This is a genomic window from Microbacterium sp. APC 3901, assembly GCF_030407765.1.
Classification (GTDB): domain Bacteria; phylum Actinomycetota; class Actinomycetes; order Actinomycetales; family Microbacteriaceae; genus Microbacterium.
In genome coordinates this window covers 61,183-80,692 of the sequence record NZ_JASDCU010000006.1, presented here as the reverse complement: position 1 = coordinate 80,692, position 19,510 = coordinate 61,183, and the positions used below count along the sequence as shown (strand labels likewise).

The following is a 19,510-nucleotide window of genomic DNA, read 5'->3' as shown; positions in this document are numbered from 1 at the left end:
GACCATGGATGTCCTCGACGAGATCGTCCTGACGGGGCTGACCGTGTTCGGCCGGCACGGCGTCTACGACCATGAGCGTGAGAACGGTCAGGAGTTCACGATCGATCTCCGCCTCATGATGCCGTTGCGCGAGGCTGCGGCATCCGACGACGTCGCCGACACCGTGCACTACGGAGAGCTCGCCGAGAAGGTCGCAGAGGTCGTCGCGGGCGAGCCGGTGAATCTCATCGAGACGCTCGCAGAGCGCATCGCCGATGTCGCGCTCGCCGACACTCGGGTGCACGCCGTCTCGGTCACGGTGCACAAGCCGCACGCCCCGATCTCGCTCACGTTCTCGGACGTCTCCGTCACCGTGCACCGGGCTCGGCAGCGATCCGGGGACGAGGCATCGCGATGAGTCGCAACCTGGCGAACCCGCCGAGCCTTCCCGGCCCCCGACCCGGGCGCGAGGAAGCCGTGGCCGTCATCGCCTTCGGCGCGAACCTCGGTGAGCGCGAAGACACGATCCGCGCCGCAGCCGAGCGCATCTCGCGACTGCCGCTGGTCAGCGACGTGCGTCTGTCTTCGCTGTTCGAGACGGTGGCGCTGCGGCTCGACGGGCCGGATCCGGCGGCCCCCGGATACGTGAACGCGGTCGCGCTGATCACCACCCGCCTCGCCCCGTCGATCCTGCTCGGCATGCTGCATGCGATCGAGGACGAACACGGACGCGAGCGCCATGAGCGCTGGGGCGATCGGACCCTCGACCTCGACCTGATCGCCTACGGCGAGGAATCAGCCGACGGCGGCACCGGCGACGGCCTGCAGCTGCCGCATCCCCGCGCCTTCGAGCGGCTGTTCGTGCTCGAACCCTGGCTCGAGCTCGACGGTGACGCCGTGCTGCCGGGTAGGGGCCGTGTCGACGAGCTCGTCGCCGACCTGCGCCGCCGGGAGCGCTCATGAAGCGCACCTCGCTCGGACTTCTCGCGGTCCTCGCGGTGCTCGCCGCGGCCGGGGGCTTCGTCCTCGACCACGTGCTGACCGTGATGGGCCGCACGACGTTCACGCCGTCGCTTCTGCTCCCCGTGCTGCTTCTGCTCATCGCCGCGGCTTCGCTGGCGGTCGCCTGGCCCGTGCGTGCGAGCGTTCGCAACGGCATCCGCATCGATCCGTTCCGCGCGACCCGTGCCGTCACACTCGCCCGGGCGTCCAGCCTGGTCGGGGCGATCATGGCCGGGTTCGGCGCGGGCCTTCTGGCGTTCCTTCTCTCCAGGCCCATCGATCCCCCGGTAGGGTCGACTGTGGCGATGGTGGCTCTGATCGGAAGCGCGATCGTGCTCGCCGTCGTCGCGCTCATCGCCGAACAGTTCTGCACCCTGCCGAAGGATCCTGATGACTCAGAACCCAGAGATCGAGCCGGGGACCCCGGCACCGCTTAGTTCGGCGGAGGTCAGCGACCTCGCGGCCCTCGACGAGGGCACGTATTCGCAGCTGCGCACCGTGCGCAACGAGGCGAGGCTGGAGCTCGACGGCACCTGGCACCAGATCTCGCCGCGCTACGTGGTCTCGCAGATCCTGCAGAATCTGATCTTCGTCGCGGTCGTGCTGGCCGCGGCCCTGGTGCTGGCGCTGGTCCTCGACCAGACCTGGGTGTGGATCCCGGCGGGCGTCATCGTGCTCATCACACTCATCACCCTGGTGATCCTTCCCCGACAGGCCAAGGCCATCGGGTACATGCTGCGCGACGACGACATCGTCTTCCGCAAGGGCATCCTCTGGCAGCGCATGATCGCCGTGCCGTACGGTCGCATGCAACTCGTCGACATCACCCAGGGGCCCCTCGACCGTGCCTTCGGCGTCTCCCAGCTCAAGATGGTCACCGCTGCCGCGACCACGGGCGTGCAGATACCCGGACTCGCACAGGGCTCCGCCGAGGCGCTGCGTGACACCCTCATCGCCGTCGCCGAGACCCGCCGGACGGGCCTGTGAGCGAGCAGTCTTTCCCGTCGCCCCCGGCGGCGGCCGAATCCCCGGCGCGGGCCGCGACCCTCGCCGACGGCGAGTGGCACCGGATGCATCCGCTCACCCCGCTCTTCAAGGGCGGGCTGGCGCTCATCATCATCGCGGGCATCGCGATCGCCAACCTGCGCGATCGCCTAATCGCCTGGTTCGTCGAGTTCTTCACGCCCGAAGAGGTGAACTACGACGACTACTCGGGTGGCGATCCCGTCGACTGGGTCTTCGAGAACAACCTGCTCATCATCGTGCTGCTCGGCGTGCTGGCGCTCGTCGCCGTACTCGTGCTCATCTTCTGGTTCGTGTGGCGTTTCCAGCAGTTCCGGATCACCGGCGATCACGTCGAGGTGCGCAAGGGCATCATCTTCCGCTCGCATCGGCGCGCGCCTCTCGATCGGGTGCAGGGCGTCAATCTCACTCGTCCGTTCCCCGCGCGCATCATCGGCCTCGCGAAGCTCGAGGTCGTCGGCGCGGGCACCGACTCCAACGTCGAGCTCGAGTACCTCGCGACACCGCGCGCAGAGGCGGTGCGGACCGACATCCTGCGCCTCGCCTCGGGTGCCCGCGCGGCGAGACTGACCGCGGCGGAGTCAGCGGCCGGGGTACGACCGCCGGACGCCGCGGGTTCTGTCGCCGGCGGGCCGGGTTCGGCGCGCGCGCAGCTCGTCGGGTCGGTGAACGCCGGGGTCAACGATCTGATCAGCGGTGTCGACCTGGCAGATGTCGAGCCGGAGAGCGTGGTCAAGATCCCCACGGGCCGCCTGGTCGGATCGCAGCTCATCTCGAGCGTGCTGTGGTTCGTCTTCTTCGGCATCATCTTCGGTGTGGCGGTCGGCGGCATCGCGATCGGCTCGCTGATCGACGGCGATCCGATCGGCGGGTTCCTGGGCCTCGGCATCACCCTGGGCATCGGGATCCCCATGGTCATCGCGGTCGTCGGTATCACCTGGGCGCAGATCTCGAAGTCGCTGCGCTACTCGATCGCTCCGACGCCTGACGGAGTGCGTATCACCTACGGTCTGCTGACGACCGTGACCGAGACGCTGCCCCCTGGGCGCATCTTCGCCGTCGAGGTCACGCAGTCTCTGCTGTGGCGTCCGTTCGGCTGGTGGACCATCAGGATCAACCGCATGAGCGGCAAGAGCGCCGCACAGCAGTCATCGGGTTCGGCGCAGCAGTTCAACGTCGTCCTGCCGGTGGGCAAGCGCGCCGATGTCGAACGCGTGCTCGCGCTGATCCTGCCTGATGCTCCGGTCGCCGACATCCCGCTCGTCTGGGAGCACGGCATCCTCGGTCCGATCGAAGGCGATCCGTATCGGACGATGCCGCGACGCGCATGGTGGCGCAGGCCTGTGTCGTGGAAGCGCCACGGCTTCGCGCTCACCGAGTTCGGACTGCTGCTCAGACGAGGAGTCGTCTGGCGCAAGCTGGCCGTCTTCCCCCTCGCACGCCTGCAGGGCGTGTCGCTCTCGCAGGGACCCATCGACCGCGCGCAGCGTGTGTCGGGTGCGCAGGTCCATTCCGTGCAGGGCCTCATCACGGGGTATCTCTCGGGTCTCGAGCGCGATGACGCTCTGTATCTTCTCGACGGCGTGAGCTCGGCAGCGGTCGCCGCCGCAGCGCGCGATCACACCCACAGATGGGGCGAGTACGTGACGGATGCCGAGGGTGCGCAGGTGCCCGGGTACCCGGGTGCCGGGGCGGAATCCGCAGCGACCGAGCTCGGAGCTTCCGTGCTTCCGCCTGCGCCGCCTCTCGCGGCGCCGGCACCCCCGCTCGATTCTCCGGCTGCGCCGCCGGCAGCTCCGCCAGTGCCGCCTCCCGCGCCTCCGGTGTCTCCGCCGCCTCCCGCGCCGCCCGCGCCTCCGGTGTCTCCGCCGCCTCCCGCGCCGCCGGCTCCGAACCGTGAGTGATCCTTCGCGCCGTGACGGGCGACTCGGGGTCGGCATCATCGGTGCCGGGCGGGTGGGGCCGGTCATCGGTGCTGCCCTCGCCGGAGCGGGACACGCGATCACGGGGATCACGAGCGGCTCGGACGACGACCGGGCGTCGGCAGTGCTGCCTGATGTGCCGATCCTCGATGCGCTCGAAGTGGTGCGTCGCAGCGAGCTCGTCGTGGTCGCCGTGCCGCACGACCAGCTCCCCGCTCTGATCACGGGCATCGCCGAGGTCGGAGGCTGGCAGCTCGGCCAGCTCGTGCTGCACACCGACCCCGGTCACGGCATCGGGGTGTTGCTCCCGGCGGCTGCGAGCGGCGCCATCCCGCTCGCGGTGCATCCGGCGATCACCTTCACGGGCACCTCTGTCGATCTGCGCCAGCTGCAGGCGAGCTATGCGGCGGTCACCGCTCCTGCGGCGGTGCTGCCCATCGCGCAGGCTCTCGCCGTCGAGATGGGGTGCGAGCCGGTGGTGATCTCCGAGGCGGATCGTGAGGCCTATGCCGACGCGATCCAGACGGTCACCGAATTCTCGCGCTCGCTCATCGCCCAGTCCACCTCGCGCCTCGGCGCGCTCGGCGTCGAGAATCCGGGCGGATATCTCTCGGCCCTGGTGCAGTCGACGGTCGAGCGGGCGCTCCGAGACGCATCCGGTCCCCAGCCGCTCCTCTGAGGTCAGCGGCCGCCGGAGAAGCCGCCGCCCCCGCCGCCGCCCGAGAAGCCGCCGCCGAACGATCCTCCGGCACTCGACGAGCTGCTCGCGCTCGGCGCCGAGTACGTCGCGGACGCGTGCGAGGAGGCGGCGAACGCCACGAGCTGACCATGGACGAACGGCGAGCTCGGGTCGCCGATCCACGTCGCCCCGCGGTTCTCGGAGGCGTACACGCCCTCGAGCAGGGCTCCCCATTCGTTCTCCATGCCGAACAGCATCGCGTAGGGGAGCAGGCGCTCATAGACGACGATCACGTTCGCGCTGCCGTCCTGCCGCCGCTCGGCACCGGAGTACGACTGCAGCATCTGCAGCCGGTCGGCTTCGGCGACGCGGATGAACTCCCGCACGCCCATGAGGTGCTCGTACTGCTGAGCGCCCTCGGCCGAGAGGACCGTGTGCTTCGAGAAGCTGTAGAAGGAGGACAGCAGCACGAGGAACGCGCCGAAGGCGATCGCCACGAACGCGGGGAGCGCTGTCACCCTCCCTGCGATGATCCCCCACAAGCCCAGCGCGAAGCCGGCCAGCACGATCGCGATCGCGCACCACTGCAGGATCATCGCACCCCTGCTGCGCGCCTTCGTGGTGAGCCCGCGCGAGACCGCCACCTCGGTGCCGCGCTGCGACAGGGTCTTCATGCGGGCAGCGAAGTCCTCGCTCGCGCTGGGGAGCTCAGCGACACCGTCGGAGTCGGCGCCCGCGAACAGCGCGTCGAGGGCCTCGCCATCGAGCGGGTCGGGGATCCGGCCGCCGGGAAGGCGTCGCAACCGTGGTTGTTCGGCGTCGGTTCCCTCTTCGATGCGGAGCGTGCCCCGCACAGCCAGGTGGATGATCTCCGCGGGGATCGGGTCTTTTGCTCCCGGCACGATCACGGCGGCCAACAGCGGCGGCAGGGAGTCCGGAACCTCGTACTGGGCGACGATGATGCCGCTGGCCGTGCGCCGTCTCTTCTTGAAACTCGAGACGGCGAACCACCCGGCGATCGAGAGTCCGAGCCCGCCGAGCGCCGCGATCGCGGGCACGGTGTCGGTCACCGGGTCGGGCTGTCGGGCCGAGGGCTGCACGGCCGTGCCCGATTCGAATCCGACCGCGATCGTGATGCCCTCACCGGGCGACAGCTCGTTCGCCTCGATGTCGAGCTGCGAGCCGTCGGCGGAGGCGATCAGCTCGCACTCGTCCGTCGACCCCTCGTAGCCGGCATAGCAGCGCGCGTCGCCGGTCATGCGATTCGCCATCGTCTCGTCGAACGCCACCTCGGCGGTGAAGCCGTCGATGCGCTGCGTGCTGTCGAGCGGGAGCAGATCCCAATAGAACTCGTCGACGCCGGAGTCGGCCGCGAGGATCACGTCGCGCATCTCGTACTCGATGACGTAGGTCGTGAGTCCGCGCACGTAGTCGTCGTCGCCGGTGAGGATCAGCAGCAGACCATCCTCGTCGTCGGTCTCGTAAGGCACATCGGCCCCGGTCTCGTCGGTCACGGACAGCACCCGCGTATCGAGCCAGGCATTCTCGTAGCTGGTCGGCAGCCCGCGGACGATCCCCTTGTTCTGGTCGACATCGGGGAATCGCGCCGTGACGGTCTCCGTGACGCGCATGCGGGCGCGACCGTCGTCGTCGAGCCCCACCTCGTAGCGCGCGTCCCACGACGCGTAGCTGAAGTCGTCGACATCCGTCCGGACCACCGTCGCTCCGGACGCAGGGGCTGCGGCCGGTCTTGCTGCTGCCGTGGCCGGAGCCGCTGATGCGAGCAGCGCGGCGGCGGCGAGGCTGATAGTGACGAGAGAGCGGGCGAGTCTGGTGGCTGCCATGCTTCGAGGCTACCCAGACTCGGCCGCGGGAGGAGGGACGCGACCTCGGTAAACTGGACACGACTTTTCAAGGAGCCCCGAATGACTGACGCGTCTGCCGCGCCCGACACGACCACCGCCGCCACCGAAGAAGACGTGCACGAGCAGAAGGCGGTGCGCCTGGCCAAGCGCGAGCGTCTGGTCGCGAACCGAGCGGATGCCGGTGGGGGAGCCTTCCCGGTCAGCGTGCCCGTGACTCACCAGATCCCCGCGCTGCGCGCCGAGTACGGCGAGCTCGAAGCCGGCGCCGAGACGGGCGTCGTCGTCGGTGTCGCGGGTCGCGTGGTCTTCAGTCGCAACACCGGGAAGCTCTGCTTCGCGACGCTGCAGGCCGGCGATGGCTCGCGCATCCAGGCGATGATCTCGCTCGCGAACGTCGGCGAGGAGTCGCTCGCAGACTGGAAGGAATACGTCGACCTCGGCGATCACGTGTTCGTGCACGGCGAGGTGATCTCGAGTCGCCGAGGCGAGCTGTCGATCATGGCCGACGCGTGGGCGATCGCGTCCAAGGCGATCCTGCCGCTGCCGAACGCCTACTCCGAGCTCAGCGAGGAGGGGCGTGTGCGCAGCCGCTACCTCGATCTGATCGTCCGTGAGCAGGCCCGCACCACCGTGCGCGCCCGTGCCGCGGTCAACGCGAGCCTCCGAGCGACGTTCGGCAGCCACGACTACCTCGAGGTCGAGACGCCCATGCTGCAGGTGCAGCACGGCGGAGCATCCGCTCGCCCGTTCGTGACGCACTCCAACGCCTTCGACACCGAGCTCTACCTGCGCATCGCACCCGAGTTGTATCTCAAGCGCGCGGTCGTCGGCGGCATCGAGCGGGTGTACGAGATCAACCGCAACTTCCGCAATGAGGGTGCCGACTCGACGCACAGCCCGGAGTTCGCGATGCTCGAGGCCTACCAGGCCTACGGCGACTACAACCAGATGGCCGCTCTGACGCAGGAGCTCGTGCAGCAGGCGGCGATCGCCGTCGCGGGGTCGACCACCGTGACCTGGGCCGACGGCACCGAGTACGACCTCGGCGGCGAATGGGATCGCATCTCGATGTACGAGTCGCTGTCGGCGGCCTCGGGTCGCACGATCACCCCGAGCAATTCGGTCGAGGACCTGATCGCCTTCGCCGAGGCGAACGGCGTCGACCTGCCGGCTCAGGCGACGCACGGCAAGCTCGTCGAAGAACTGTGGGAGCACTTCGTGAAGGGCGACCTCGTGCGCCCCACCTTCGTGATGGACTTCCCCGTAGACACCTCGCCCCTCGTGCGCGAGCACCGCTCGATCGAGGGCGTGGTCGAGAAGTGGGATCTGTACATCCGCGGCTTCGAACTGGCGACCGGATACTCCGAGCTGGTCGACCCCGTCATCCAGCGCGAGCGGTTCGTCGAACAGGCGAAGCTCGCCGCTCGAGGCGACGTCGAGGCGATGCCGGTCGACGAGGAGTTCCTGCGCGCACTCGAGCACGGCATGCCGCCGTCCGGCGGGATGGGCATGGGGATCGATCGCCTGCTGATGGCGATCACGGGGCTCGGCATTCGCGAGACCATCCTGTTCCCGCTCGTCAAGTAGCGGGTGTCTCGCCGCGTCTGAACGCCCACTCCGGCAGCATCGCCGCGTTGATCATCGTCTCGAGCAGGGCGGCGAGCCCGTACTCGGCATCGATCGCGCGCACGAGATCGAGGTACTGTGCGGCGTGACTCGAGCGACCGAGCGCCCACGAGAGCCACGCCGCAGCAGTGAGCGGTGCGGGTCTCGTCGCCCGAGGCGCGAGCGCTGCAGCGGTGCGCACGAGTGAGAGGGCGACCCCGAGCCGCTCCGGATCCGGCGTGGGCCCCCGCCCGAGGAACACCTCACCGAGATCGTCGGGCACGGTCGACCCTGTATCGGCGAAGGTGAGCTGCGCCTCGAGAGTGCGCTCGCCACCACGGAGGTCCGAGGCCCACTGCGTCAGCGCCACATCTCTGAAGAGCGGTCGCTCGAGGCACCAGAGGAGCGCAGCGGTGGCGAAGGGCGGCAGCTCTTCGGGAGACGCGAGTACGGCTTCGAAGAACGCCGGGATGTCTTCGAGGAGCACGAGAGCAGCGACCGCCTGGGGGTTCTCGGCGCCCGTCGGCCCAGGCCTGCCGCCCCGCGCGAGGAGGTCGGTCACGTCGCGCAGCGCTCGGCCCACCCTCTCCTTGTCTGCGAAACCCGCCGCCGGCAGAGCGGCACCGGAGAGCTGATCGCCCGACACGTCGCCGACGCCCGGAACCTCGGGGGCCGCGCGATCGAGAACGCGGAGCTGCGGATCGCCGTCGAGGTAGCTCGACCAGCCGTCCGAGGTCACGCAGAGCGCGTCGACGATGCGCAGACCGGCGTCCTCAGCCCGCCCGAGGATCTCGTCGACCTCGACGGCGAAAGGCAGGACCAGCCCGTCTCGCGTCTGCTGCACCGCGTCATCCGTGTAGACGACGAGCGCCACCGCATCCGTTCGCTCGACCCGCGCGACCAGGCCGACCGCGGCATCCGCGTAGTCTCCGAGTTCGACGTCGTCACGGGGGAGGTCGAGTCTCATCGCACCGTAGGTGCGTGTGCCGCGGAACGGAAGCAGGACGAGGCTCTCGGTCGGGGTGAAGCCTGCGAGGGAGGGGACGATGCTGAGGAACTCAGCGGAGCCGGAAGCACGGAGCAGTGTTGTCATCGGGCGAGTCTCATCGCGCGGCCGTGGTCGCGGTTCGATTCCACAGCGTCGATGGTCGATCCGGTGGGGGCCCTCGAGTGTGGAGGAGTAGTGGGTCGCGTACCATGGAGTCATGGAGAACTTCTGGCTCGCAGCCGCATGGTCGATCATTCCGACCATCGGGGTGAGCGTCGTGTTCTTCTTCGTTCTCCGCGGGATCCTGCGATTCGATCGCACCGAACGCAAGGTGCACGCACGGATCGAGGCTGAGGAGCGGGCCGCCCGCGGTCTGCCGCCGCGCTCCTGAGCAACGTCGGCACCATCGGATACTGTGTAGCCAGCGCACCTTCGTCGGTGCCCACTGACGCGACCGGCGTCGCAGTGCCGACCGGCCGAGAGGACGAGGGATGACGCCCGAGATCTGGGCCTGGTGGACCGCGGCGTTCCTGATCGCCCTCGACCTGACGATCCGCATCACGGCGATCATCGTGATCCCGCGCAACCGACGACCGACCGCGGCGATGGCGTGGCTGCTCGCGGTCTTCTTCATCCCGTTCATCGGGGTCTTCCTGTTCCTCCTCATCGGAAACCCGCGACTGCCCCGCGCTCGGCGGCGCAAGCAGGATCAGATCAACGAGTACATCGCCGAGACGAGCGAACACCTGCATTTCGGCACCCTGCGACCGGATGCGCCGAGCTGGTTCCCTCCGCTCGTCGAGATGAACCACAGGCTGGGAGCCCTGCCGATCTCGGGAGACAACGGCGCGCACCTGATCGCGGATTATCAGGATTCACTCGACGCCATGGCCGACGAGATCCGCAAGGCCGAGGACTACGTCCACGTCGAGTTCTACATCCTCCAGGCGGATGCCTCGACGGACAACTTCTTCCGCGCGATGGAAGAGGTCGCGGCGCGCGGCGTGCACGTGCGCGTGCTGCTCGACCACTGGGCGAACAGATGGAAGCCGAAGTATCGGCAGACCATCAAGCGGCTCAACGACATGGGAGCGAACTGGCATCTGATGCTCCCGGTGCAGCCCCTGAAGGGACGCATGCAGCGGCCCGATCTGCGCAACCACCGCAAGCTCGTCGTCGTCGACGGCAAGGTGGCGTTCCTCGGGTCGCAGAACGTCACGGACTCGACCTACAACCTTCCCAAGAACATCAAGCGCGGGCTGCACTGGGTCGACCTCATGGTCCGCATCGACGGACCCGTCGTCCTCAGCGTGAACGCGATCTTCCTCAGCGACTGGTACAGCGAGACCGACGAGGTGCTGCAGGAGATCGACATCTCGCACGCCCAGACGGGGTCGGGAGACCTCGACTGCCAGGTCGTGCCGTCAGGGCCCGGTTTCGAGGTCGAGAACAACCTGCGTCTCTTCCTCGGACTGCTCTATGCGGCCAAAGAGAAGATCATGATCGTCAGCCCGTACTTCGTCCCGGACGAAGCGCTGCTGCTCGCCGTCACCGCCGCGGTCGACCGCGGCGTCGCCGTGGAGCTGTTCGTCTCGGAAGAGGGCGACCAGGCGATGGTCTATCACGCGCAGCGCAGCTATTACGAGGCGCTGCTCAGGGCCGGAGTGCGGATCTGGATGTACCGTCGGCCGTACATCCTGCACACCAAGAGCCTCACGATAGACGACCAGGTCGCCGTGATCGGGTCGAGCAACATGGATATGCGCTCGTTCGGTCTGAACCTCGAGGTGTCGATGCTGGTGCGGGGCGAGGAGTTCGTCGCCGAGATGCGCGAGGTCGAAGACGTCTACCGCTCGCTCAGCAGAGAACTGACGCTCGAGGAGTGGATGCAGCAGCCCCTGCGATCGACGGTGCTCGACAACCTCGCGCGCCTCACCTCTGCGCTGCAATAGAGCGGCACGACGGGGTGTCTTCGAGAGATCGTGGCCGGTACCCTGTGTGCATGGAATCGCCATCGCGTGTCGTCGCAGCACTCTCGTCCCTCGCCGCCGTGCTGCTGATCGCCGGGTGCACGACCGGCCCTGGCGCCACCGCACCGGAGTCGACCTCGAACCCTTCGAGTGGGCCCGGTCAGAGCACCGACGACTCGGATGACGTCGAAGGCACGCTGCTCGACGACGGCCGCATGTTCGCGGTCGTGACCTGGGGATCCTCCACCTGTGTTCCGCAGGTCGACACGGTGACGGCTGAGGGGCAGACCGTGTCGGTGACACTCGTCGAGCCGGAATCCGAGGGAGACGGTGAGAAGGCCTGCACGGCCGACCTGGCGTCCCGAGCGAGCGTCGGTGCGCTGCCGGAGGGGGTCGATCCGACGAAGGAGATCACGCTGCAGGTGACCTACGGCGATCTCGTCGACGACGTCGACCTCGACGGCGACCCGTCGTTCACCGGCACCCCCGGCTCATCGACCGAGTACGCCCCGAGCGCCGGCTGGTTCGACGACGGCTCGCTGGTGCTGCTCACCTGGGGGTCGTCGAGCTGCGCCCCTGTGGTCGAGGACCTCGAAGGGTCGGGTGCCTCCGGCACGGCGTCCTTCGCGACGGACGACGATCAGGTGTGCACCATGGACATGGCGCCGCGTGCGACGATCCTCGAGTTCGGTGAAGACGCCGTCGATGACGACGCCTTCACGCTCACGCTCGTCGGCGGAGGTCTCGACGGCACGGTCGACGTGCGCGGCTGACGCGACGGGCCGCGCAGGCCCGACCGGTGGGATCAGAGCGATGCGACCGGGTGGTCGGCAGGAAGGGCCAGCAGGAGCGCTCCGGGGTCCACGCGGCAGGTGACGCGCACGGCGGTCCCGAACTCATCGCCGTCGAGCTCGATCGAGGTGGGCGACGTCACGGCGGCCTCGGCGGCGACTCCACGGAAGTAGTGCACGGATGCATCCCGGCCCCGTCGTTCGAGCACCCGGCGGCCGGCGCGCGAGCGGCGCAGCACCGAGTTGTCCCACCAGATCTTGCGCCAGACACCGAGCCAGCCCCACATGCCGGTGGGCTGGATCACGGCGACATCGAGGACGCCGTCCGTGATCGACGCGTCGGGGATCAGGGAGATGCCCGCCGGCAGAGTGCCGCAGTTCGCGAACAGGATGCTGTGCACTTTGGTCGAGTGCAGGCGTCCGTCGTCGATCTGGAACACGGAGCGGAACGGTTCGGCGCCCACGAGCGACCTGGCGGCTCCGTCGACGTAGGCGATCCACCCGACCGATCTCTTCAGGTCAGCGCGGGTGTTCGCGATCATGTCGGCATCCAGACCGACGCCCGCGAGAACGACGTACGCGTGCTCCTCGTGCTCGCCGTTCTCTCTCGTCAGCCGTGCCCAGCCGATGTCGATCGCGTGACGGAAGTCGCCGAGCGCCGCGCGGATCATCTCGTCGGGGTCGGCGAGCGGGAGCCCCAGGTTGCGCGCCAGCAGATTTCCGGTGCCGCTCGGCAGGATCGCGAGTGGCACCCCGGTGTTCGCGATGGCTTCGGAGACCGCGCGCACCGTGCCGTCTCCACCGGCGACGAGCACGACGTCCACAGCCCGGGCGAGGGCCTGGGTCGTCGCACCCTGACCGGGGTCTTCGATCGTGGTCGGATAGAAGGCCGGATGCTCCCACCCGGCCTCGCGAGACAGAGCTCGGACCCTGGCCCGCAGATGCTTCTCGTCGACCTTGATCGGGTTGTACACGAGCGCCGCCTGTCGCCGGGCGGGGGCGCTCGTGGTCATGGCGCTACTCTAACGCGGGCGTCGGCGGCGCTTGACCGCGGCTGACGCGCCCGGGACGCACCATAGACTTGGTGGATGATCGACCTCGCACTCCTCCGCGACAATCCGGAGATCGTCCGCCGTTCTCAGGCCGCCCGTGGCAACGACCAGGGCACCGTCGACATCGCACTCGAGGCAGACCGATCGCGCCGGGCGGCGCTCGCCGCGTTCGAAGAGCTGAGGGCCGAGCAGAACGCGTTCGGGAAGCAGGTCGCGAAGGCCCCCAAGGAGGAGAAGGCGGCGCTCGTCGCGCAGGTCAAGGACCTCGCCGAGCGCGTCAAGCAGGCGCAGCAGGCGGCGAACGAATCCGCCGAGACCCTGGCTGCTGCTCTCGGACGCATCGAGAACGTCGTCGTCGACGGCGTCCCCGCCGGTGGCGAGGCCGACTTCGTCGAGCTGCGCCGAGTCGGCGAGGTGCCCACGTTCGACTTCGAACCTCGCGACCACCTCGAACTCGGCGAGATCCTCGGCGCGATCGACATGGAGCGAGGCGCGAAGGTCTCCGGTGCTCGCTTCTACTTCCTCCGCGGCATCGGGGCGCGACTCGAGATCGCGCTCATGAACCTGGCGCTCGACAAGGCGCTGCAGAACGATTTCATCCCGCTGATCACGCCCACGCTGGTGCGGCCGGAGATCATGCAGGGCACCGGATTCCTCGGCGAGCACGCAGACGAGGTCTACCACCTCGACAAGGACGACGATCTGTACCTCGTGGGCACCAGCGAGGTCGCGCTCGCCGGATACCACAAGGACGAGATCCTCGACCTGGGGGAGGGCGCGCTGCGGTACGCCGGCTGGTCGACCTGCTATCGCCGCGAGGCGGGCTCTCATGGCAAGGACACCCGCGGCATCATCCGGGTGCACCAGTTCAACAAGCTCGAGATGTTCGTCTACACGAAACCGGAGGATGCCGAGGCGGAGCACCTGCGCCTCGTCGCGCTGCAGGAGGAGATGCTGACCTCCCTCGGCCTCGCCTATCGCGTGATCGACGTCGCCGCGGGTGATCTCGGATCGAGCGCAGCGCGCAAGTACGACATCGAGGCGTGGGTGCCGACGCAGGGTGCCTTCCGCGAGCTCACCTCCACCTCGAACTGCACGACGTATCAGGCGCGCCGCCTCGACATCCGACACCGGCCAGAGGCTCACGAGGGCCAGACGGCGAAGACGCAGCCCGTGGCGACGCTCAACGGCACACTCGCCACGACCCGATGGATCGTCGCGCTGCTCGAGACGCATCAGCAGGCCGACGGTTCTGTGCGCGTGCCCGAGGTGCTGCGACCGTATCTCGGCGGGCTCGAGGTTCTGGAGCCGACCGCGTGACGGCTCCCTGGCTCGTCGGACTCGACGTCGACGGCACGATCATCCTGCAGGACGAGACGATGAGCCCCGGCGTGCCCGAGGCCGTCGCACGGCTGCGGGATGCCGGTCATGAGGTGACGATCGCGACCGGACGCAGCTGGATGGCCACGCGTCGCTGGGTCGAGCAGCTCGAGCTGACTCCGCAGTTCGTGGTGTGCTCCAACGGGGCTGTGACCATGCGTCGGGTGGGCGACGAGTGGGAGCGGTGGCACATCGAGACGTTCGATCCGTCTCCCGTGCTCGCTCTCCTGCGTGAGCGCCTTCCCGAGGCCCGCTACATGGTCGAGCTCGGCTCGGGACTGCGTCTCTACACCGAGCATCTGGACGACTGGACGCTCGACGGCGGACGGCAGGTCGGCTTCGATGAGCTGGTCGCCGAGCCGGTCTCTCGTGTCGTCGTCGTGTCGCCGGGGCACGACGAGGAGGACTTCCACCGCCTCGTCGCCGATGCAGGGCTCAACGAGGTCTCCTATGCGATCGGCTGGACCGCGTGGCTCGACATCGCGCCGCAGGGTGTCGACAAGGGCACCGCGCTGGAACGCGTGCGCACCGAGCTGGGCTTCGAGCGCGGTCAGGTCTTCGTGGCCGGAGACGGGCGCAACGACATCGGCATGTTCGGGTGGGCGCTGGGGCTCGACGGCCGCGCCGTAGCCATGGGGCAGGCACCCTCAGAGGTCAAGGATGCCGCGGGCGAAGTGACCGGCGACGTCGAGGACGGCGGTCTGGCGATGGCCCTCGACACGCTTCCAGCAGCCGCCCAGGTCAGCGCGAGAGAATAGAACTCGGCTAGACTCACGGCTTGTCGGCAGATTCGTCTGTCGGGAGGGTTGTCCGAGTGGCCGATGGAGCTGGTCTTGAAAACCAGTGGGCAGAGATGTCTCGTGGGTTCGAATCCCACACCCTCCGCATTCCAGGGAACGGTGTCCCCCGCACCGCACGCTGAACCGAAAGGCCCCGAGTGAGTCCTCACACCCGACGCCGTCGTACCATCGCACGACACGGGCAGCTCCACTCGCCGGGCCCCGTCAGCCAGCTTCTGACGTTCATCGCGATCGGCCTCGCCGTCGTCCTGGTGAGCGGCTTCGGTGTCGCCTCGTACATCGTCTACGACCTCTCGAGCACGGTCTCGGCCAACGCGGTCGAGCTGGACAGCACTGAGCAGCTGCCACCCGACATCAGCGAGTACGAGGGCGGTTTCAACATGCTCCTCACCGGCGTCGACACGTGCGAAGAGGCGTATGCGCAGTACTTCGGAGAACGCTGCACCGGCGCGGACTCCGAAGGCACGCTCAACGACGTCAACCTCCTCCTGCATGTGTCGGAGGAGCCTCGCCGGATCACCGTCGTCAGCCTGCCCCGCGACATGATGGTCCCGATTCCCGAGTGCGAGGACGCCGAGGGCGACGTGCACTCCGCGATGAGCAAGCAGCAGATCAACACCGCGTACACCGACGGCGGACTCAACTGCGTCGCGAAGACCGTCTCGGACCTCACCGGTCAGGAGATCCAGTTCGCGGCGTCCGTCACCTTCGGCGGCGTGATCGAGATCACGAACGCGATCGGTGGCGTCGAGGTGTGCCTCGCCTCTCCGATCAAGGACCGCTACACGGGCCTCGACCTCGCGGCGGGGAACCACGTGATCGAGGGCATCACGGCTCTGCAGTTCCTGCGCACCAGACACGGTGTCGGCGACGGCAGCGACCTCGGACGGATCGGCAACCAGCAGCAGTACATGTCGAGTCTCGCCCGCACGCTGATCAGCGGCGAGACCCTCGGCAACGTCCCGATGATGCTGAAGCTCGCGACAACCGGTCTCGACAACGTCGAGGCGAGCACCTCCCTCGCCGACCCGATGAAGATCGTCCAGATCGCGCTCGCCGTGAAGTCCGTGCCGTTCGAGGACATCGTCTTCCTGCAGTACCCGACGTTCGCCGACCCGGCCGACCCCAACCGCGTCGTGCCGGACAAGGAGTCCGCCGAGGCCATGTGGACCGCGATCAACGAGAACGCCCAGCTGCAGGTCACGCATCAGAACACCGAGAACGACGGCGTCGTCGTGACGGATCCCGCCACGCAGGCACCCGCGGAAGCGGGCGGGGAGGCTGCGACACCGGACCCCGCGGCGACCCCCGAGAACGTGGTGGCGCTGCCGGACACGATCAAGGGGAACTCGGCCGCGCAGCAGACCTGCTCGAACGGCAACGTGCGCTGACGGTCTCGTGCCGACGGCACGACCGATCCCGAAGGACCGCCCCTCCTGTCAGTCAGGATGAGGGCGGTTCTTCGCATTCAGCGCGAAGGCGTCTCCGGGTGATCCGTCGTCGGGTAGAGCACGTCCATGAGGGCGCCGATGATGCCCGGCATGTCGACGGAGCGGTCGATCATCCACTGCAGCTGCAGCCCGTCGGCGACCGCCTGGATCACCCTCGCCATGGTGTCCGCATCGAGCGTCGCTCGATCGGCTGCGTCCTGGGCGAAGGAGTGGGTGATGCTCTCGCGAAGTCGTTCACTGCGTTCGAGGAAGTACTGATGAGCCGGATGTGCCGGGTCGACGGCGTCGACCGAGAGGCGCGAGAACAACTCGACGACGCCGGGGACCTCGGTGTTGTGGCGGATGACATCGAGGAACGCCGACTTGCCGTCAGTCGGATTCGGCGCCTGCGGCATCATGCCGTCGTGTTCGTCGCGCTTGCGCAGCACCTCGGTGAAGAGCTCCTCCTTGCTGCCGAAGTAGTGCAGGAGCGCGGCGGGGGTGACGCCGACTCTTTCGGCGATCTGCTTGAGCGACGCGTTCTGGTAGCCCTGTCGGCCGATCACGTCGAGAGCGCTCTCGAGGATCTCCTCGCGTCTGGCGACGCCCTTCGCGTATGAACCTCGTCGTGCCATTCCTCGAGAGTAATCCTGAACAACGTTTGAGATCCAATACCTACTGTCATATAGTTTTCGCAAGACACCGCCGTCGCCGCGAAAGGAACACCATGACCGATACATCGGCATCCGATCTCACCCTCGAGGAGAAGGCATCGCTCACCAGCGGTGCTGACTTCTGGACGACGAAGCCCATCGATCGTGTGGGTCTGCCGTCGATCATGATGACCGATGGTCCGCACGGGCTGCGCAAGCAGGCGGGCGGCACCGATCACCTCGGCCTGTCGAGCAGCGTGCCGGCGACCTGCTTCCCACCCGCTGTCGGCATCGGCTCATCATTCGACCCCGAGATCATCGAGCGGGTCGGCGCGGCGATCGGCGTCGAGGCTGCCATCGAAGACGTCGCCATCGTGCTGGGGCCCGGCATCAACATCAAGAGATCCCCGCTGTGCGGACGCAACTTCGAGTACTTCTCCGAAGACCCGATCGTCTCGGGGGTGCTCGGCGCGGCCTCGGTGCGTGGCGTGCAGTCGCAGGGCGTCGGCACCTCGCTCAAGCACTTCGCCGCCAACAACCAGGAGTTCGATCGCATGCGAGCGAGCTCCGACGTCGACCCGCGTCCGCTGCACGAGATCTACCTGCGTGGCTTCGAGCGCGTGGTCAAGGATGCCGAGCCGTGGACCGTCATGTGCTCGTACAACCGCATCAACGGGGTCTACGCCTCGGAAGACCCGTGGCTGCTCACGCAGGTGCTGCGCGATGACTGGGGCTTCGGCGGCCTGGTCGTCTCGGACTGGGGTGCAGTGAACGACCGCGTGGCCGGCGTCGCCGCCGGTCTCGACCTGGAGATGCCGTCGTCAGGAGGGCGGACCGATGCTCAACTCGTTGCCGCTGTGCGCGCAGGAGAGCTCGACGAGAGCGTGCTCGACACCGCGGCTGACCGGGCGATCGACCTCGTGCACAAGGCGCAGCAGCGCCCGGCCGTCGCAGGGCCCCTCGATGTCGACGCGCACCATGCGCTCGCGAGAGAGGCTGCCGGACGCTCGATCGTGCTGCTGAAGAACGACGGCGACCTGCTGCCGCTCGCCGCGGAGCAGCGGATCGCCGTGATCGGAGCCTTCGCAACCGAGCCGCGCTTCCAGGGAGCCGGATCCTCGCTCATCAACCCCACCCGCGTCGACAAGGCGCTGGACGAGCTGCGTGCGGTCGGCGGAGACAACGTCACCTACGCCGCAGGCTTCGCGGTCGAGGGGGGAGAGATCGCGACATCCGGCCGCTCGGCCGACGACCTGCGCGCCGAGGCCGTCGAGGCCGCATCCGCAGCGGATGTCGCCGTCGTGTTCCTCGGCCTCCCCGCCGCAGAGGAGTCCGAGGGCTTCGACCGTGAGCACATCGATCTGCCCGCTGCGCAGCTGGCGGTGCTCGACGCCGTGATCGCGGCCAACCCCGCCACCGTGGTCGTGCTCTCGAACGGCGGCGTCGTCGCGCTGCCGTTCGCCGACCGAGTGCCCGCTGTCGTCGAGACCTGGCTGCTCGGGCAGGCCGGCGGCGGCGCGGTCGCCGACGTGCTCTACGGCGTGGTGAACCCGTCGGGAAAGCTCACCGAGACGGTGCCGGTGCGGCTGGAGGACAACCCGTCGTTCGGCAGCTTCCCCGGCGAGTTCGGTCACGTCCGCTACGGCGAGGGCGTGCTGGTCGGGTACCGCTGGTACGACGCGAAGGGTCTCGACGTCACCTTCCCCTTCGGGCACGGTCTCTCGTACACGACGTTCGCGTACGGCGAGGCCGCGGTCGAGGCGCGCGCGAACGGCGACATCGTCGTGCGGGTCGATGTGACCAACACCGGAGCCCGCGACGGCCGCGAGATCGTGCAGGTCTACGCGGCCCCGGTCGTCTCCGTCGTGCAGCGCGCACCTCGTGAGCTCAAGGCCTTCGCCTCGGTTGCTCTCGCTGCTGGCGAGATCCGCACCGTCGAGCTCGTCGTCCGCCGTGAGGACCTCGCCTACTGGGACGTGCGCGTCGACCGCTGGATCGTCGAGAGCGGCGAGTACACGGTCGATGTCGCGGCATCGAGCCGCGACGTCCGCTCTTCCGCGACGGTTCAGGTCGAGGGAGACGTCGTCTCGCTGCCTCTCACCATGAACTCCTCGATCGGCGATGTCCTCGCCCACCCCGTGGCGGGCCCGATCGTCATGGGTGCCCTCGGCGGATTCCTGGGAGAGCTGAGCGGGGCCGACTCGTCGGCCGCCTCGATGATGCCGAACGACGAGGCGATGCAGAAGATGATGGCGTCATTCCCGATCGGTCGGCTGATCGGCTTCCCCGGGGTCGACGTCACGCACGAGCAGGTCGAGCAGCTGCTCGAGGGCGCGAACGCGGGAGTGCTGACGCAGGCCTGATCGCAGGC

General features: G+C 68.3%; 18 protein-coding genes and 1 tRNA gene. 15 read left to right on the top strand and 4 right to left on the bottom strand.

The genetic code is table 11. The features are described 5' to 3' along the window. The first annotated feature begins 4 nt into the window (after positions 1–4). Genes folB through QMA07_RS07140 form a run of 6 tightly spaced genes read left to right on the top strand, consistent with a single transcriptional unit; the run spans position 5 to position 4,605 of the window. Complete coding sequence (gene folB, locus QMA07_RS07165) at positions 5–397, top strand: dihydroneopterin aldolase (protein ID WP_290160878.1); 393 nt, start codon at positions 5–7, stop codon at positions 395–397. Further along, on the top strand, positions 394–942 hold the full coding sequence (gene folK, locus QMA07_RS07160; protein WP_290160877.1) for a 2-amino-4-hydroxy-6-hydroxymethyldihydropteridine diphosphokinase: 549 nt from the start codon (positions 394–396) through the stop codon (positions 940–942). The genes folB and folK overlap by 4 nt, the downstream gene beginning before the upstream one ends. Further along, positions 939–1,418 carry a DUF3180 domain-containing protein gene (locus QMA07_RS07155; RefSeq protein WP_290160876.1) on the top strand — a complete coding sequence of 160 codons (480 nt, stop codon included), beginning with the start codon at positions 939–941 and terminating at the stop codon, positions 1,416–1,418. Before folK ends, QMA07_RS07155 begins: the two co-directional genes overlap by 4 nt. Further along, positions 1,372–1,968 carry a PH domain-containing protein gene (locus QMA07_RS07150; RefSeq protein ID WP_290160875.1) on the top strand — a complete coding sequence of 199 codons (597 nt, stop codon included), beginning with the start codon at positions 1,372–1,374 and terminating at the stop codon, positions 1,966–1,968. Before QMA07_RS07155 ends, QMA07_RS07150 begins: the two co-directional genes overlap by 47 nt. Further along, positions 1,965–3,908 (top strand): PH domain-containing protein, encoded by a 1,944-nt coding sequence (locus QMA07_RS07145; protein ID WP_290160874.1) that lies wholly within the window; start codon positions 1,965–1,967, stop codon positions 3,906–3,908. Before QMA07_RS07150 ends, QMA07_RS07145 begins: the two co-directional genes overlap by 4 nt. Then, positions 3,901–4,605 carry a DUF2520 domain-containing protein gene (locus QMA07_RS07140; protein WP_290160873.1) on the top strand — a complete coding sequence of 235 codons (705 nt, stop codon included), beginning with the start codon at positions 3,901–3,903 and terminating at the stop codon, positions 4,603–4,605. The genes QMA07_RS07145 and QMA07_RS07140 overlap by 8 nt, the downstream gene beginning before the upstream one ends. A 2-nt stretch (positions 4,606–4,607) precedes the next feature. Here the strand turns inward: QMA07_RS07140 and QMA07_RS07135 are convergent, their stop codons facing one another. Next, a complete protein-coding gene (locus QMA07_RS07135) occupies positions 4,608–6,449 on the bottom strand; it encodes a DUF2207 domain-containing protein (protein WP_290160872.1) in 1,842 nt (613 codons plus the stop codon). An 81-nt stretch (positions 6,450–6,530) separates the two neighbouring features. Between QMA07_RS07135 and lysS the strand changes: the two genes are divergently transcribed. Beyond that, positions 6,531–8,057 (top strand): lysine--tRNA ligase, encoded by a 1,527-nt coding sequence (gene lysS, locus QMA07_RS07130; RefSeq protein WP_290160871.1) that lies wholly within the window; start codon positions 6,531–6,533, stop codon positions 8,055–8,057. Here lysS and QMA07_RS07125 read toward each other — a convergent pair. Then, on the bottom strand, positions 8,050–9,168 hold the full coding sequence (locus QMA07_RS07125) for a DUF4192 family protein (protein WP_290160870.1): 1,119 nt from the start codon (positions 9,166–9,168) through the stop codon (positions 8,050–8,052). The genes lysS and QMA07_RS07125 overlap by 8 nt on opposite strands. A gap of 112 nt (positions 9,169–9,280) precedes the next feature. On the opposite strand from QMA07_RS07125, the gene QMA07_RS07120 reads away from it, so the two are divergent. The 3 genes from QMA07_RS07120 to QMA07_RS07110 all read left to right on the top strand — a co-directional run bounded on the left by QMA07_RS07120 (position 9,281) and on the right by QMA07_RS07110 (position 11,806). Next, positions 9,281–9,454, top strand: coding sequence for a hypothetical protein (locus QMA07_RS07120; protein ID WP_164481682.1), 174 nt, complete (start codon positions 9,281–9,283; stop codon positions 9,452–9,454). 100 nt (positions 9,455–9,554) lie between these two features. Further along, entirely contained in the window at positions 9,555–11,015 is a 1,461-nt protein-coding gene (cls, locus tag QMA07_RS07115; RefSeq protein WP_290160869.1) for a cardiolipin synthase, read from the top strand. Positions 11,016–11,065: 50 nt separating this feature from the next. Further along, the gene (locus tag QMA07_RS07110) at positions 11,066–11,806 is read left to right on the top strand and encodes a hypothetical protein (protein WP_290160868.1); all 741 of its coding nucleotides are present in this window, start codon (positions 11,066–11,068) and stop codon (positions 11,804–11,806) included. 32 nt (positions 11,807–11,838) lie between these two features. On the opposite strand, the gene QMA07_RS07105 is transcribed toward QMA07_RS07110, so the two are convergent. After that, positions 11,839–12,837, bottom strand: a complete 999-nt coding sequence (locus tag QMA07_RS07105) for a diacylglycerol kinase family protein (RefSeq protein ID WP_290160867.1) — start codon at positions 12,835–12,837, stop codon at positions 11,839–11,841. Positions 12,838–12,912: 75 nt separating this feature from the next. Between QMA07_RS07105 and serS the strand changes: the two genes are divergently transcribed. The 4 genes from serS (at position 12,913) to QMA07_RS07085 (ending at position 16,447) form a co-directional block, all read left to right on the top strand. After that, a complete protein-coding gene (gene serS / locus QMA07_RS07100; protein WP_290160866.1) occupies positions 12,913–14,196 on the top strand; it encodes a serine--tRNA ligase in 1,284 nt (427 codons plus the stop codon). After that, the gene (locus QMA07_RS07095; RefSeq protein WP_290160865.1) at positions 14,193–15,014 is read left to right on the top strand and encodes an HAD family hydrolase; all 822 of its coding nucleotides are present in this window, start codon (positions 14,193–14,195) and stop codon (positions 15,012–15,014) included. The genes serS and QMA07_RS07095 overlap by 4 nt, the downstream gene beginning before the upstream one ends. A gap of 42 nt (positions 15,015–15,056) precedes the next feature. After that, positions 15,057–15,141, top strand: a tRNA-Ser gene (locus tag QMA07_RS07090). Between the two features lie 52 nt (positions 15,142–15,193). Next, on the top strand, positions 15,194–16,447 hold the full coding sequence (locus QMA07_RS07085) for an LCP family protein (RefSeq protein ID WP_290160864.1): 1,254 nt from the start codon (positions 15,194–15,196) through the stop codon (positions 16,445–16,447). 77 nt (positions 16,448–16,524) lie between these two features. Here QMA07_RS07085 and QMA07_RS07080 read toward each other — a convergent pair whose 3' ends face one another. After that, complete coding sequence (locus QMA07_RS07080) at positions 16,525–17,121, bottom strand: TetR/AcrR family transcriptional regulator (protein WP_290160863.1); 597 nt, start codon at positions 17,119–17,121, stop codon at positions 16,525–16,527. A gap of 92 nt (positions 17,122–17,213) precedes the next feature. On the opposite strand from QMA07_RS07080, the gene QMA07_RS07075 reads away from it, so the two are divergent. Beyond that, entirely contained in the window at positions 17,214–19,502 is a 2,289-nt protein-coding gene (locus QMA07_RS07075) for a glycoside hydrolase family 3 C-terminal domain-containing protein (RefSeq protein ID WP_290160862.1), read from the top strand. Positions 19,503–19,510 lie beyond the last annotated feature (8 nt).